Origin of the sequence: Micromonospora sp. NPDC003816, from assembly GCF_042874705.1 — a bacterium.
In the GTDB taxonomy this organism is placed as follows: domain Bacteria; phylum Actinomycetota; class Actinomycetes; order Mycobacteriales; family Micromonosporaceae; genus Micromonospora.
In genome coordinates, this window is record NZ_JBIANP010000013.1 from 71,225 (window position 1) to 86,265 (window position 15,041).

Consider the following 15,041-nt stretch of genomic DNA (forward strand, 5'->3'; position numbering starts at 1 on the left):
CAATGGCGTGCGCCCCACTGTTCCCCAGGAGTTATCCACATGCTGTGCACACGCTGCGCACATGCTCGCCCACCGCCATCCACAGGTTGTCCCGAGGCTCATCCACCGGGCTGGTTGGTGGCTGACCTCGGGTTCCGTATCGTTAGCCCCCGGCCCGCCGCCAGATGCCCCCGATCGACGGCCGGTCGACCGTCGCACCCGGGCGGTGAGCCCGGGCACGATCCGACGCAGTGGAGGGGGACCCGGTGTCGGTCACGGATGACATGCGAACAGAGTCGTTTCCCGGCGGAGGGCAGCCGTCCGGTCCGCCACCGCGCGACGGCCAGTTCGACAAGACGCCACCCCAGGACGTCGCGGCCGAGCAGTGCGTCCTGGGCGGGATGCTGCTGTCCAAGGACGCCATCGCCGACGTCGTCGAAATCCTCAAGACCAACGACTTCTACCGGCCGGTGCACGCCACCATCTTCGACATCATCCTGGAGATCTACGGTCGCGGTGAGCCGGCCGACGCGATCACCGTCGCCGCGGCGCTGGCCGACTCCGGCGACCTGGCCCGGATCGGCGGCGCCCCGTACCTGCACACGCTGATCGCGAGCGTGCCGACCGCCGCGAACGCCGCGTACTACGCGCGCATCGTGAGTGAACGGGCGGTACTCCGACGGCTGGTCGAGGCCGGCACCAGGATCGTCCAACTCGGATACGGCACCGGAGGCGGCGGCACTCGCGACGTCGACGACGTCGTCGACCTGGCTCAGCAGGCCGTCTACGACGTCACCGAACGTCGCGTCAGCGAGGACTTCGCCATCCTGGCGGACATGCTTCAACCGACCCTCGACGAGATCGAGGCCGTCGGCGCGCAGGGCGGCGTGATGACCGGCGTACCCACCGGCTTCACCGACCTGGACCGCCTGCTCAACGGCTTGCACGCCGGACAGTTGATCATCGTGGCAGGTCGACCTGGTTTGGGCAAATCTACGGCAAGTATGGATTTTGCCAGAAATGCGGCAATTCGAGCGAACCATGCGGCGGCCATCTTCTCGCTGGAAATGAGCAAGGTCGAGATCGTCATGCGGCTGCTCTCGGCCGAAGCGCGTGTGCCGTTGCACGTACTGCGCAGCGGGCAACTCTCCGACGACGACTGGACGAAGCTCGCCCGGTGCATGGGTGAGATCAGTGAGGCGCCACTCTTCGTGGACGACACGCCGAGCATGAACCTGATGGAGATCCGGGCCAAGGCTCGTCGACTCAAGCAGCGACACGACCTCAAGCTGATCGTGGTCGACTATCTCCAGCTGATGACCTCACCGAAGCGCACCGAGAGTCGGCAGCAGGAGGTCGCGGACCTGTCCCGAGGCCTGAAGCTGCTGGCCAAGGAGGTCGAGTGCCCGGTCATCGCGGTCAGCCAGCTGAACCGTGGCCCCGAACAGCGCACCGACAAGCGTCCACAATTGTCCGACTTGCGGGAATCTGGATCAATTGAGCAGGATGCCGATGTTGTCATACTTCTGCATCGCGACGACTACTACGACAAGGAATCGCCTCGGGCCGGAGAGGCGGATTTTATAATTGCCAAGCACCGAAATGGTCCGACCGACACGGTGACCGTCGCAGCTCAGTTGCATCTGTCGAGATTTGTTGATATGGCTATCGTGTGAGCTATTATTCTGCTCGGCTATCCCCGGCGGACATCGAGGAAGTCGTTCGCCGGGACGCGATCGGCGAAAGCCTTACCGCGATTGCTCAGTCGTTCGGAGTGAGCCGACAGGCGATCCGTGGCCTCTTACGGAGGCGAGGCGTTCCGGCTAGAACAGTGGCGAAGTTGGGTGAACCGCGGCGGGCCGAAGCCGCTCGCCTGTACTCAGACGGTATGGCACTGGCAGAGGTCGCTCGAACCTTCGGCCTGACCGAGCCCGGAATGCGTGGCCTGCTGTTGCGTCGTGGGGTTGTCCTACGCAGGAAAGTGCACACGCTGCGGCACGATGCGTTCGACACCCTGGAGCCCGAGGCCTGCTACTGGCTGGGCTTTCTGTTCGCCGATGGATGTGTGACCTATCGCTCCAACTATCTCCCGCAGATCTCCGTCGGACTTGCCGCCCGAGACCGTGATCACTTGGTTTCCCTGCGCTTGTTCCTCGGGTCTAGCAGCAGTATCTCGGCGCCGAACCTGATTCGCCAGTCGTGTCAGTTTTCAGTGCGGTCAAGGCAACTGGCAGAGCGCCTGATCACGTTAGGGAGGTATCAGGGGCCGGTGAACGCGCGGCTGACGGAATCACGAGACTTCTGGCGTGGTGTAGTCGATGGGGACGGATCCTTTGGCGTCTATCGCAGAAGCAACCCGAGTAAGTCGACGTTCGCGCAGTTCAGGCTTGTCGGTAGTCAACGCTTGCTCCGGGCCTTCGTTGATTTCCTGGGCGTGCACGGGATTCACGGCCTCAGCGTGCGGCCGCACAAGACGATCCATACGGTCGGAACGACCTGTAAGCCCGCCGGAAGGATAGTGGCTCTGCTTTACGACGGCGCATCCGTTGCCCTGCCTCGCAAGGCGGAGATCGCTCGCCGGATCCTCGCTGAGAGAGTGTTGTGATACCTGGAGGTGATCTTCGCTGACTGTGTCAGCGAAGATCACGTCTGTGTCGTTGTGTCTGTAAACCGGCGTACGAGTCGTCGTTGACTGATGGGCAGTGGGCGGTGATCGAGCCGTTGCTGCCGGTGCGGGACCGGCGTAGGGGTGGTCGGCCGTTGCGGTATCCACGTCGGCTGGTCATTGACACGATCCTGTACGTGCTGCGGACCGGGGCGGCGTGGCGGCACGTCCCGCACGACCTCGTGCCGTGGGACGTGGCCTACCGGTGGTTTCGCTGCTGGAGCGCCGACGGAACCTGGGACCGGGTTCATGACCGGCTGCGAGACGCGGTGCGGGTGGCCGAGGGACGTGACCCGCAGCCGTCGGCGGCGGTGTTGGATTCGCAGACCGCGCACAGCCACCAGGGCGGTGAGGCAATCGGCTACGACGCCGGCAAACGTACTCGGGGCCGTAAGCGGCATGTCCTGGTCGACACCTGCGGACTGCTGCTCAAGGCCGTGGTGCATGCCGCGTCGATCCAGGAACGTGCCGGCGCCAAGCTGGTCCTCGCGGGGATCACCGAAACGTTCCCGCTGCTAGGCCTGGTCTGGGCCGACGGCGGCTACGTCAACCGCGTCGACGCCGGGCTGCTGGACTGGGCCCGCAGCCACGCCGGGGTCGAGTTGCAGATCGTGGCCCGCAACGCCGACGTGAAAGGCTTCCAGGTGCTGCCCCGCAGGTGGGTGGTGGAAACGAACCTTCGCCTGGTGGGGACGGTGCAGACGGTTGGCCCGCGACTACGAGCGCAAGCCCGCGCACGCCGAAGCGATGATCAAGGTGGCGATGATCCGGTTGATGGCCGCGCGCCTGGCCGGCGAGGATGTCGAGCCGCAAGGTCCGATCGAGACCGAGGCAGCTCGACGCCTCAACGACGAGCTCAACCAGAAGTAGCTACCTGGTTACCCAACACTTTCTGAGGCTGAGGTTCCGGCGAGCGATTTGGAGCCATGATGAGCGAGGGACAGCAGCGTGAACAGATGCGCTGAAGGTAACCGGTCGAAGGTGGCTGTGGCCGAGACCGTCTGATCACCAGCGGACTGAGCCGTCCGAGACCGGCCCGGTCTGGCAGGCGACCGGGCCGTCCGAGGTGGCGGCCCGGTCGCGATGTTGCTCAGCCGAACATGTCGTCCAGGAAGCTCTTGCGCTTCTTACGCCGGTAGTGGCCGTGGTAGCCGTAGTGCTGCTGGGAGTGGCCGTACGCGGGTGCCGGGGCCGGGTAGCCGTGCGGCGGGGGCGGGGGCGGCGGGACCGCGCCGTAACCGGGCTGGTGCGGGGCGGGCGCCGGGGGCGGCGGCGGGGGCTGGTAGCCACCCTGGGGGGCGGGCGGGGCCTGCTGAGCGGCGCTCCAGTTGGCCTCCGCCTCGAACAGTTTCTCCAGCTCACCACGGTCGAGGAAGATCCCGCGGCACTCGCCACACTGGTCGATGACGACCCCACTGCGCTCGTACTGGCGCATCTCTCCACGACACTTGGGACAGGTCAGGCTCATGACCCGAAGGTACCTGGTCGGTTCACCCGATAGTGGTCAGCGCCGCCGTGACCTCGTGGTCGGAGACCTCGTGGAAGTCGTCGTAGTAGGCGCCGACCGCGCCGAAGTCGGCGGGGCACAGCGCGCTGACCACCTCGTCGGCCTCGGCGGCCAGCATCTCGTGGGCCTGCGGCGCACTGACGGGTACGGCGACCACCACGCGGCGGGCGCCGAGGTGGCGGGCGACCTGGACTGCGGCGCGGGCGGTCGCGCCGGTGGCCAGGCCGTCGTCGACGATCAGGGCGGTACGGCCGGTGAGGTCCAGTGGCGGTCGGTCGGCCCGGTAGAGCTGTTCCCGCCGGTCCAGTTCGGTCTGTTCGCGTTCCTGTACTCCGGCGATGTCGTCGGGGCTCAGCCGTTCGGCGACGACGTCGTTGAGGACGCGTTCCCCGCCGGGACCGAGTGCGCCGAAGGCGACCTCGGGGGCCCACGGCATGCCGAGTTTGCGGACCACGAGAACGTCGAGGGGTGCGTCGAGGCGTTCGGCGACGACCTGCGCCACCGGTACGCCGCCGCGTACCAGGCCCAGCACGACGAGGTCCGGTTCGCCGGCCAGGGCGGTGAGTCGGTCGGCGAGTACCTGGCCCGCCTCGGTGCGGTCGCGGTAGGTGGTCATGTCCTCAGGTCTACGCCCTGTGGGTCGTCCGTGCTCGGCGGTTGCCGGATCCCGAGGTCGAGCGCGGGGGCCCAGAGCAGGAACGCGATCGGGTACAGCAGGTAGCCGAAGCGGGTGGCGGGCATCAGCAGGATCGCGACGAGCAGGCCGTACCCGCAGATCAGGGCGGCGCTGCGGGCGGTGCGGGGTGGGCGGCGGGCGAGCAGGACGGCGATGGCGATCCCGGCGGCGACCAACAGCGCGGCGGCGATCACCCGGCCGGCGGGCAGGGCGTTCGCGATCAGGTAGCCGGGGAACGGGCTGGCGGCGGGGCTGGAGACCAGGCCGTGCCCGAGGGGGAAGCGCAGGACGTTCTCCACCAGCGCGTTGCGGTCGACCAGCAGGGTGGGGAGCAGTGCGGCGGCGGGGAGTCCGAGGGCTCCGGCGGCGACGCGTAGGCCGGCGCGGCGGGTGAGGCCCCAGATGATCAGTACTGCGGCGACCGGCCAGGCGAAGAGTTTCAGGGCTCCGGCGAGCCCGACCGCGACGCCGGCCCAGCCGGGTCGGGCGGTGGCGGCGAGGGCGAGCGCCAGCAGGCAGAGCGCGAGTACGGGCAGGTCGTCGCCGCCGGTGGCGAGCGTGAGCGCGCATACGGGCAGGACGGTGGCTGCCTGTACGCCGCGGAGCAGCAGGGCGTCGTGGCGGGTGGTCCCGGTGCGGGCGGTGGGTGGTCGCAGGACGCGGATGGCGAGCAGCAGCGCTACGGCGGTGCCGACGGCGAACCAGACCCGGGCGTCGGTCCACCAGGTGTCGGCGAACGCGCGGGGTATTCCGAAGAGGGCCATGCCCGGCTGGTAGGGGGTGTAGCCGAGGAGTCGTTCGTCGGCGGGCAGTGCGGCGATGGCGTCGGGCCCGAGGTAGGGGGTGCCGGTGTCGACGAGGCGGGTGCCGGAGTCCTCGACGACCAGGACCTCCTCCTGGGCGCGGTCGGTGCGTCCGGACGCGCGTTGCACGCTCTGCCAGATCAGCGGGAGCAGGGCGGTGCCGGCCCAGGCGAGTGCGGTGACCAGTGCGCGTCCGGGCAGTGTGACCAGTTTCGAGTGCGGCCGGTGGCGGCGTAGGAGGAGCTGTCCGGTGGCGGCGAGTGCGGCGGCGAGGTAGCCGAGTGCGGCGATGGTGCCCCAGGCCCGGTGGGGTACGAGGGTGCTGGTGGCGGCGGTGATCGCGGCGAAGACGGCTGCGGTGGAGTACAGGCCGAGGTCGAGGGCGAGGCCGTCGGCGGCGGTGTCGAGGCGGTGCCACCTGCCGGTGCGGTGGGGGGTCGAAGTGGCGGCGCTCACGTCGGCCAGTGTGTCAGGCGGGCTGGTGGTGGCCCCGGCCCCCCTGCCGTCGTCCCTTGGGTAGCCGGACGACGGAGCCGGCGTCGTGCAGGGGTGCGGCGAGGCTTCCCGGTCGGCCGCCGGCGCCGCGTTGGAGGGCGGCGAGGAGTGTGCCGGCGGCGAGTGGGCGGGCGAAGAGGTGGCCCTGTCCGGCGGTGCAGCCGAGTTCCCAGAGTGCGCGGCGTTGGGCTTCGCGTTCGACTCCCTCGGCGACGACGGCCAGGTTGAGGCTGCGGCCGAGGTCGAGGGTGGAGCGGATGATGGCGGCGGCTTCGGTGGCGGACTCCATGGCGGTGACGAAGCTTCGGTCGATCTTGAGTTCGTGGACCGGGATGCGGGAGAGCAGGGAGAGCGAGGAGTAACCGGTGCCGAAGTCGTCGAGGGCGAGCCGGATGCCGGCCTCGCGTAGTCGGGTGAGTCCCTGGTCGACGACGTCGAGTTGGCTGAGGGTGAGGGTTTCGGTGAGTTCCAGGACCAGCCGGTCGGGGGGCAGGTCGTGGGCGCGTAGGCGGGCCAGGACGGATCCGGGGAAGCGGGCGTCGAGGAGGCTGCGGGGGGAGACGTTGACCGCGACCGGGACGTCGAAGCCGGCGTCGCGCCAGGTGCCGGCGGCGATCAGGGCCTGGTCGAGGATGGCGTCGGCGAACGCGGGGAGCAGTCCGGAGCGTTCGACGGCTTCCAGGAAGCGCAGTGGGTCGATCATGCCGTGGGTGGGGTGGTGCCAGCGGGCCAGTGCCTCGGCGGCGATGACTTCGCCGGTGCCGAGGTCGACGATGGGCTGGAAGTTGACCGTGAACTCCTGGTCGGCGACGGCACGGGGCAGCTCGCCGCCGAGCGTGAGTCGGCCGATGTCTGCGGTGTCGCGTGCGGGTGCGTAGGTGGCGATCCGGTTGCCGCTCCGTTTGGCCTGGTACATGGCGACGTCGGCGCGTCGGAGCAGTTCGACCATGCCGCCCGTGGCGGGGGCGACGGCGATCCCGCCGCTGGCTTCGACGCTGATCCGCATGCCGTCGACGTCGAACGGTTCGTGCAGGGCTGCGAGCAGGGTGTCGGCGCGGTGCGTGGCGACGGCGGGGGCGGGAAGTGCCCGCAGGAGTACGGCGAACTCGTCGCCGCCGAGGCGGGCGACCAGGTCGTCGGCGCGGGCCGCGGTGCGGAGCCGTTCGGCGACCTGCATCAGCATCTGGTCGCCGGCGGCGTGGCCGAGGGTGTCGTTGACCTCTTTGAAGTGGTTGAGGTCGATGAGTACCAGGGCGGTGATTCCGTCGGCGTGCCGGTGGTGCAACTGCTCGTTGCCTTCTTCGAGCAGGTGGCGTCGGTTGGCCAGCCCGGTCAGTGCGTCGTGTGCGGCGGCGTGGGCGTGGGCCTGGGCCACCCGGGCGAGTTCGGCGTACGCCTGGGCGTTGCGGACGGCCGTGCACAGTGCGGAGGCGAAGGTGTGCAGGGTGTACCGCTCCCGTTCGGAGAGCCGTACCGGGCCGCGGAAGCGTAGCCGCAGCATGCCGACGTCGACGGTCTTGTCGTGTCCTTCGAGGCGTACGGGGACGGTGGCGCCGTGTACCTCGGTGGGTTCGCCGAGGGGGCCGTCGTACGTGATGGTCTCGGTGGAGCCGCGTACCACCCGGCCGTCCTCGCGCAGCTCGATCTCGACCTCGTCGGCGGAGAAGAGTTCGGCGGCGCGGGTGACCGCCGTGGTGAGTACGTCGTCGAGTTCGACGACGTTGAGCGCGTCGGTGGTCTGGGCGAGCCGTTGCCAGGCTTGTTGTTCGGTGCGGGTGCGCACTCTGCTCGAGTAGAGCAGGTGAAGGCTGAGTACCAGAGGTGGTACGGCGAGCAGCAGCCGAATGTCGATCTTGATCGTCAGAACGGTACCGACAATGACGAGGAGCCGGGTGAGTGCCGCAGTCAGGCGGAGATCCCAGTCGTCGCGGAAGAGCTTGCGTAGTGAAGTGCCGGTCGCCATCGCGATCACCGGCAGGGTGATGATTTCGTCGAGGAGTACTGCGGTCAGGTAGGCGGCTGCCAGTGGAATGACCGTCTGTGCGACGTCTGGATTGTTCGGTGTCCATTCGAGGATCTCGAGAACGAGTCCTGCGCCGCCGGCGACGAGCATGTTCTTGCTGATGCCGAAGGCTCTCTTTAGTGGCGTCAGTCGTGTCGGAGTCGTGGCGATGGCGATTCCCAGGCCGGTGGCCAGAATGACCACCGGGGTCGGTGCCACGGCGAGGCCGATCACGATGGCGGTTTCGGTCCAGGCGATCTCGTGATTCGTCGAACGAATTCGAATCCTGACCGTCACGGTGAAGGCGACGGCGACCAGCGAGATCAACGTGGCCCAGACGATGGTGGCCTCGCGGCCGCCGTAGCTCGGCAGGTGGGCGGCGGCCACGGCACCTGTCAGCCCGGCTGAAACGACGACGAGACCGACTAGCGGGCGTAGCCGCCGATCGGTCCCGGTCTGTCGTTGCTGTGGAGCCAAGCCTCGTCCTCATTCGTCACCGAGGGACTGCGCTCCGCAATCGTACTCGTGTCGACGCTGGCGCAGAAGAAGACGGATCACTTCCATTCGTGCGAGTACATCTCAACCCCCTGGCTTGTTCCCGGCCTGCCTGATGACCGAACACTAGGGGGCGTTTGCTCAATTTAGCTATAATAAATGTCGTATTGCGCAGAATGGGCCAACATGATGGTGTTATGTAACGTTCTGTCCCACCCTCCTGACGGAGGGTCTAAATGCCGTAGCTGTTGAGTTGTGGCCCTCCGCGTCGGTGATGTCGCGCTTTCTGTTTCGAACAGGGTGGCCGAAGTGTCTGCGCATATCATCGTCGCTTCGGCCAGCATGCCGCATCAGGGCGGGATATCTGCTCGGGCTGTGGTCGCTAAGCTGCACACGGTGATCAGGTGGATGCGGTAGAGGAGCACGTGCGGGTTCAGGTCCTCGGTGGGCTCGTCGTCCATGTCGGCTCGATCACGCTCACCCTCGGCACACCGAAACAACAGACCGTGCTCGCGGTGCTCGCGTGCAACGCCGGGCATCTGGTCTCAGTCGACCAGCTCGTCGACGAACTGTGGCCGGATGGCCCGCCCCCCTCCGCCGTGCCGAACGTCCGGACGTACGCCGCGAATCTGCGTCGTGGCATCGAGTCGATGCTTCCCGGACGTGAGGTACTGGTTCGCACTCGAGACGGCTACCGACTTCTGGTGGAGCGGACGGAGGTGGACGTCTACGCCTTCCAGTCGGAAGTCGGCGCGGCACGGGCGCTCATCGGTGTGGACGAGGCGGCGGCGGCGAAGCTGCTCGACAAGGCTCTGGCTCGCTGGCAGGGACCCATGCTCACCGGCGTGGCCCTCGGGCCGGCCCTGCTCGCGCACGTGGCCTCGGCGACTGAGGACAGGATGCTGGCGGCCGAGCTCTTGGCCGAACTGCAGATCCGGCTCGGTCGCTACGAACCCGTCCTGCCGCTGCTGCGGGAGTTGCTTGCCAGGGAACCGCTGCGGGAGCGGGCCCATCTGCTCCTCATGCGTGCCCTGCACCTCAGGAACGACCACGCCGGTGCCATCGCAGCGTACGCCGCAGCCCGCCGGATGCTGCGGGAACACCTCGGTATCGAACCCGGGGCCGAACTCCGGAAGCTCTATCGACAGATAGTCGAACAGGAGCGTGCGCCTCGCCGGCCTCCTGCCCTGACATCGGCCTCGTCCGTCGTCACGTCCGGGTTACCTGGTCAGTCACGCCTGCGCTCAGCACCCGGGCGGGGTGTGGTCTGGCTGCCGCGCGCGGTCCCGGACTTCGTGGGCCGGGATGCCGCGGTCGAACACCTGCTGACGGAGACGCACCGGGTCGGACGACAAGCTTCCGCCGTGCATCTCGTCGACGGGATGGCCGGCAGCGGTAAGACCTCGCTCGCCGTCCACGTGAGCGGCCGGTTGAGGGAGCACTATCCGGACGGCGGACTGTTCATCGATCTCAAAGGGCACGACCGGACGGAGAAGCTGGACACGTCTGCGGCACTCGCCACGTTGCTGCGGCAGCTCGGCATTCCCGGTGACCGCATCCCTCCGGAACTCCAGGACCGCCTCGCCCTCTGGCGTCAGGAACTGGCCGTCCACAGATTGATCATCGTGCTGGACAACGCGGCCGATGCCGAGCAGGTCGCCGCCCTGCTGCCCACGTCCCCGGGATGCGTGGTGATCGTGACGTCACGGCGACGGATCAGTGGCCTGGACGTCAGCCCGCCGTTGTCCCTGCCGGTGATGGATCGGGCGGAGGGTGTGGCGCTGCTCGCCTCGGCCGTCGGCGCGGAACGGGTGGCCGCGGAACCGGAGGCGGCAGCGGCGGTGGTGGAACACTGCGGGCGGCTGCCGCTGGCGATCCGGCTCGCCGGCTCGCGATTGGCACATCGCCCGACCTGGCGCCTGGCCGACCTCGCGAAGCTGCTCGACGACAACGTCCGTCGGTTGGATCACCTGACGTCGCGTGACCGGACCGTCGTCGGTGCTTTTGCTGCTTCCTACGAATCGTTGCCCGGTGCGGCCAGGCGACTTTTCCGATTGCTCAGCGTGCATCCGGGTGATCAGTTCGACACGACGATGGCGAGCGCATTGTCCGGACTCGCCACCGAGGTGGCCGTCCGGACACTCGACGAGCTCCTGGATTGCCATCTGATCGAGGATGTCGGGATCGGTCGCTACCGAATGCACGACCTCATCCGGCAGTACTCACGCGAACTGTCGTTACGGAACGACACGAAGGCCGTTCGCGATGAGGCACTGGGCGACCTGATCGACACCATGCTCCATCTGAGCTTTCCGGTCGCCGATCGTCTCGAGTCCCGATTCGTCCGACGACACGTGACCCTCGATCCACCTCGCCGCCCCGACTTGCAGAGAGCTGCGGACGAACCGACCGAGGAGTGGATGGCGGCGCAGCGCGTCAACCTGGTCGCACTCGTCGCCCGCGCATACGAGGAGGGACTTCACGACCAGTCGTGGCGACTGGCCCGACTGCTCTGGCGTTTCCTGTACGTCCGTGCCTACTTCGACGACATCGTCTCCACCCACCGCCACGGGCTGCTGGCGGCCCGAGCAGCCGGGGCCGAGGACGCCGTGGCGGCGATGCACAACTACCTTGCCTCCGCCTACCTGCGCAAAGGCAACTACGGCGATGCGCTCGCTCACGTCACCGAAGCCGTGCGGATCTCCGAGCGGCACGACGACCTGCCGAACCTCGTCCGGTACCGGACGAACCTCGTAGCGGTGCACTGGATACGTGGTGAACTCCAGGAAGCAGCGCGGGTAGGCGAACGCTGCCTACGCGGTGCCAACGGGTACGGTGCCGACGAGGTGCCCAGCTTCCTGCCGAACATCGGGCTCGCCCTGATGCTGTTGGGCAGGTACGAGGAGGCGCTGCACCTCCATCGGCTGCACCTGTTCGCGGGGCGCCAGGCGGGTAGCACCTTCCACATCCTCAACGCGCTGAGTCACATCAGTGGGGTGAAGTGCCGGATGGGACGGTACGAGGAGGCACTCCGGGCCCTGCGGACCGTGCTGATCCTCCGCAAGCGCACCGGCCACCGGTACGCCGAGCCGGAAGCCCGGAACGAGATGGGCATCGTGCTCCGGTGCCTCGGTCGGATAGAGGAGGCGGTGGACCAGCACGAGACCGCCCGGAGACTGGCGATCGAGTCGGGCGAGCGTCACGTCCACGCCGCCGCCCTCAACGATCTGGCGCTGACCCTCGCCGAGTCCGGTGCCGCCGAACGGTCGATCGGCCTGCACCATGAGGCGTTGCAGGTGGCGACGCGGATCGGCCATCCGTACGAGCAGGGCAGGGCACTGATGGGACTGGCCGACCAGCTGTGGGCCGACGATCCGGTCGCCGCGCGCCGCCACGCGGAACGTGCGCTGGCGATCTTCCGTCGGATGGGGGTACCGGAGCGGTTCGAGGTGGAACGCCGATTGGCGGACCCCACCGGGACCGACCACCGCCACACCACGGAGTCCTCCTGAGGCACCGGTCCCAGGCCGTCGCTTATCGATTTCTTATCGACCGGGTGGGTAGCGTCTCGACGGTCGCCGACGGGGGGAGATCCGCCATCGACGGATCTCGTCGCGACGCCTGCCACCGGCATGTCCCAGCTGCCACGGCAGGGTGCGGAAGGGGGCGGCGCGCAAGCGCCACTCCTTCCGCGTAACACCGCACGACCGGGTCCGTCGGTGCGGGGCGATAGGCTCGCCGCCGTGACCGAACCCGCCCAGCTCACCCACGTCGACGCGACCGGTGCGGCGCGCATGGTCGACGTCTCCGCCAAGCAGGTCTCCGGTCGGGTGGCCGTCGCGGCCGGTCGGCTGCGCACCACGTCCGAGGTGATCGAGCTGCTCCGCCGGGACGGGCTGCCCAAGGGGGACGCGCTGGCGGTCGGCCGACTGGCCGGGATCATGGGCGCCAAGCGCACTCCGGACCTGATCCCGCTCTGCCATCCGATCGCGCTGCACGGTGTCACGGTCGACCTGGTGCCCACCACGGACAGCGTCGAGATCACCGCCACCGCCCGCACGGCCGACCGGACCGGCGTCGAGATGGAGGCGCTGACCGCCGTGGCGGTCGCCGGGCTGGCCCTGGTGGACATGGTCAAGGCGGTGGACCCGGCGGCGAGCGTCGAGTCGGTCCGGGTGGTGCGCAAAGAGGGCGGCAAGACCGGCCTCTGGGAGCGTCCGGCGGACCGGCCGTGATCCGCGCCCGGGTGGTGGTGGCGTCCAACCGCGCCGCCGCAGGCGTGTACGCCGACACCAGCGGCCCGCTGCTCGCCGACGGTCTGCGCGAGCTGGGCTGCGAGGTGGACGACCCGGTGGTGGTGCCGGACGGCGAACCGGTGGGCCACGCGATCCGGGCGGCGGTGGCCGCCGGCGTCGACGTGCTGGTCACCAGCGGCGGGACCGGGATCACGCCCACCGACCGCACTCCGGACGTGACCCGGGCACTGCTCGACTACGAGATCCCCGGCATCGCCGAGGCGCTGCGCGCCCACAGCCGGGACCGGGTGCCCACCTCCGTGCTGTCCCGGGGCGTGGCCGGGGTGGCCGGTCGCACCCTGGTGGTGAACCTGCCGGGTTCCACCGGTGGAGCGCGCGACGGTCTCGCCGTGCTGGGGCCGATCCTCGCGCACGCCGTCGACCAGTTGCGCGGTGGCGACCACTAGCCGAAGCGCTAGGCTCGGCCGGGTGAGAACGGAAACCGCATCCGCCACCGAGGGCGCCGCCGCACCGCCGCCGGCCGGTTGGGCGGAGGCGCGCTCCCGGGTGTACGCGGTGGGCCTGGCCGCCGTGCTCCCCGCGATCGAGCGCCCGCTCGCCGACATCGACGGGTACACCCTCGCCGAACCGCTCACCACCCGGACGGACCTACCGGCGTTCCCCACGTCGAGTGTGGACGGCTGGGCGGTCCGGGGCGCCGGTCCGTGGCGGGTGGTCGGGCGGGTGCTGGCCGGTGGTACGCCGGACCCGTTGACCGAGGACGGGACCACCGTCGAGATCGCCACCGGTGCGATGGTGCCGTCGGGCACCACCGCCGTGCTGCGGGTGGAGGAGTCGACGCGTACCGCCGACGGGTCGGTCGACGGCGTGCCGCGCGGTACGCCGGAGTGGCGGCGTCCCGGTGAGGAGGCGGCGGCCGGCGAGGAACTGCTTCCGGCCGGTACCCCGGTCGACCCGGCGGTGATCGGACTGGCCGCCTCCTGCGGTCACGACACGCTGCGGGTACGCCGGCAGCCCCGGGCCGCGCTGCTGGTCTTCGGGGACGAACTGCTCACCGCCGGTCCACCCGCCGCCGGGCGGGTCCGGGACGCGTTGGGCCCGACCGTGCCGAGCTGGTTGCGGCGGTACGGCTGTCAGATCCGTCCGGCCGATGTGGTCGGCCCGGTGGCCGACACGCTGCCCGACCACGTGGCCGCGCTGCGCACCGCGTTGGCCCACGCCGACCTGGTCTGCACCACCGGCGGGACCATGCACGGGCCGGTCGACCATTTGCATCCGGCGCTGGCCGAACTCGGCGCGGACTACGTGGTCAACACCGTCGCGGTACGCCCCGGTTTCCCGATGCTGCTGGCCCGGGTGGTCGGCGGCGACGGTCGGGTCCGGTTCGTCGCCGGGCTGCCCGGCAACCCGCAGTCCGCCGTCGTCGCGCTGGTCTCGCTCGTCGCGCCACTGCTGGCGGGTCTCGCCGGCCGGGTGGCGCCGGTGCTGCCGCATGTCACGCTGGCCGAGCCGGTGCCGGGACGCGGCGACCACACCCACCTCGCCCTGGTCCGCCTCGACCAGGCTGCCGGGACGGCCCGCCCGGTCCGGCACGTCGGGTCCGCGATGCTGCGTGGGCTCTCCGGCTCGGACGGGTTCGCCGTGATCCGGCCGGGCAGTACCGGCGAGGTCGGCGATCGGGTGCCGCTGGTCCCGCTGCCGCTGCTGCCCGGGGAGCGGGCATGGTGATCGTGATCGGGGACGTGACCGAGCAACCGCTGGACCTGGCGGCCCACGAGGCCGCCGTCGCCGACCGGCGGGCCGGCGCGGTGGTCTCCTTCGCCGGAGTGGTCCGCGACCACGACCACGGCCGCGCGGTGGTGAGCCTGGAGTACGAGGGTCATCCGAGTGCCGCCACCATCCTGCGGGAGGTGGCGGCCGAGATCGCCGCCGATCCCGACGTCTACGCGGTGGCCGTGTCGCACCGGATCGGTCCGCTCGCCATCGGCGACGCGGCACTGGTCGCGGCCGTCAGCACCGCACACCGGGCGGCCGCGTTCGCCGCCTGCGCCAAACTGGTGGACGAGGTGAAGGCCCGGCTGCCGATCTGGAAGCGGCAGGTCTTCGCCGACGGCACCGAGGAGTGGGTCAACTGCCCGTGACCGGAGGTGCCGGGTCACGTCG

General features: G+C 69.3%; 12 protein-coding genes. 8 read left to right on the forward strand and 4 right to left on the reverse strand.

The annotated features are described in order from the left end of the window. Positions 1-263: 263 nt before the first annotated feature. From dnaB to ACFYTT_RS27630, 3 genes are all read left to right on the forward strand, one after another. A complete protein-coding gene (gene dnaB / locus ACFYTT_RS27620; protein WP_387263564.1) occupies positions 264-1,655 on the forward strand; it encodes a replicative DNA helicase in 1,392 nt (463 codons plus the stop codon). 212 nt (positions 1,656-1,867) lie between these two features. Beyond that, positions 1,868-2,584 (forward strand): hypothetical protein, encoded by a 717-nt coding sequence (locus tag ACFYTT_RS27625; RefSeq protein ID WP_387263473.1) that lies wholly within the window; start codon positions 1,868-1,870, stop codon positions 2,582-2,584. Between the two features lie 44 nt (positions 2,585-2,628). Beyond that, positions 2,629-3,514 (forward strand): IS5 family transposase gene (locus ACFYTT_RS27630; protein ID WP_387263567.1). Its coding sequence is split into 2 segments (ribosomal slippage): positions 2,629-3,315 and positions 3,317-3,514, totalling 885 coding nucleotides; the frame shifts between segments, so codons are not numbered across the junction. 220 nt (positions 3,515-3,734) lie between these two features. On the opposite strand, the gene ACFYTT_RS27635 is transcribed toward ACFYTT_RS27630, so the two are convergent. The 4 genes from ACFYTT_RS27635 to ACFYTT_RS27650 are packed head-to-tail and all read right to left on the reverse strand — an operon-like array spanning position 3,735 to position 8,604. Beyond that, on the reverse strand, positions 3,735-4,112 hold the full coding sequence (locus tag ACFYTT_RS27635; RefSeq protein ID WP_176095591.1) for a zf-TFIIB domain-containing protein: 378 nt from the start codon (positions 4,110-4,112) through the stop codon (positions 3,735-3,737). A gap of 22 nt (positions 4,113-4,134) precedes the next feature. Beyond that, the gene (locus ACFYTT_RS27640) at positions 4,135-4,767 is read right to left on the reverse strand and encodes a phosphoribosyltransferase (protein ID WP_131053448.1); all 633 of its coding nucleotides are present in this window, start codon (positions 4,765-4,767) and stop codon (positions 4,135-4,137) included. Further along, on the reverse strand, positions 4,764-6,086 hold the full coding sequence (locus ACFYTT_RS27645; RefSeq protein WP_387263477.1) for a glycosyltransferase family 87 protein: 1,323 nt from the start codon (positions 6,084-6,086) through the stop codon (positions 4,764-4,766). Before ACFYTT_RS27645 ends, ACFYTT_RS27640 begins: the two co-directional genes overlap by 4 nt. A gap of 13 nt (positions 6,087-6,099) precedes the next feature. After that, positions 6,100-8,604: a putative bifunctional diguanylate cyclase/phosphodiesterase gene (locus ACFYTT_RS27650; protein ID WP_387263479.1), complete on the reverse strand. Its 2,505-nt coding sequence runs from the start codon at positions 8,602-8,604 to the stop codon at positions 6,100-6,102. A 443-nt stretch (positions 8,605-9,047) separates the two neighbouring features. Here ACFYTT_RS27650 and ACFYTT_RS27655 point away from each other — a divergent pair, with 443 nt between their 5' ends. From ACFYTT_RS27655 to ACFYTT_RS27675, 5 genes are all read left to right on the forward strand, one after another. Then, positions 9,048-12,134, forward strand: coding sequence for a BTAD domain-containing putative transcriptional regulator (locus ACFYTT_RS27655; protein WP_387263481.1), 3,087 nt, complete (start codon positions 9,048-9,050; stop codon positions 12,132-12,134). Between the two features lie 231 nt (positions 12,135-12,365). Further along, positions 12,366-12,857: a cyclic pyranopterin monophosphate synthase MoaC gene (gene moaC / locus ACFYTT_RS27660; protein ID WP_131053444.1), complete on the forward strand. Its 492-nt coding sequence runs from the start codon at positions 12,366-12,368 to the stop codon at positions 12,855-12,857. Beyond that, on the forward strand, positions 12,854-13,324 hold the full coding sequence (locus tag ACFYTT_RS27665) for a molybdenum cofactor biosynthesis protein B (protein ID WP_131053443.1): 471 nt from the start codon (positions 12,854-12,856) through the stop codon (positions 13,322-13,324). The genes moaC and ACFYTT_RS27665 overlap by 4 nt, the downstream gene beginning before the upstream one ends. A gap of 22 nt (positions 13,325-13,346) precedes the next feature. Further along, positions 13,347-14,606, forward strand: a complete 1,260-nt coding sequence (locus ACFYTT_RS27670) for a molybdopterin molybdotransferase MoeA (protein ID WP_387263484.1) — start codon at positions 13,347-13,349, stop codon at positions 14,604-14,606. Continuing rightward, positions 14,600-15,019, forward strand: coding sequence for a molybdenum cofactor biosynthesis protein MoaE (locus tag ACFYTT_RS27675; RefSeq protein WP_131053441.1), 420 nt, complete (start codon positions 14,600-14,602; stop codon positions 15,017-15,019). The genes ACFYTT_RS27670 and ACFYTT_RS27675 overlap by 7 nt, the downstream gene beginning before the upstream one ends. The last annotated feature ends 22 nt before the right edge of the window (positions 15,020-15,041 follow it).

Bases quoted from the DNA above. Each gene is read 5' to 3' on its own strand.
- dnaB (WP_387263564.1), top strand. From the start codon at position 264: ATGCGAACAGAGTCGTTTCCCGGCGGAGGGCAGCCGTCCGGTCCGCCA.
- ACFYTT_RS27625 (WP_387263473.1), top strand. From the start codon at position 1,868: ATGGCACTGGCAGAGGTCGCTCGAACCTTCGGCCTGACCGAGCCCGGA.
- ACFYTT_RS27635 (WP_176095591.1), bottom strand. From the start codon at position 4,112: ATGAGCCTGACCTGTCCCAAGTGTCGTGGAGAGATGCGCCAGTACGAG.
- ACFYTT_RS27640 (WP_131053448.1), bottom strand. From the start codon at position 4,767: ATGACCACCTACCGCGACCGCACCGAGGCGGGCCAGGTACTCGCCGAC.
- ACFYTT_RS27675 (WP_131053441.1), top strand. From the start codon at position 14,600: ATGGTGATCGTGATCGGGGACGTGACCGAGCAACCGCTGGACCTGGCG.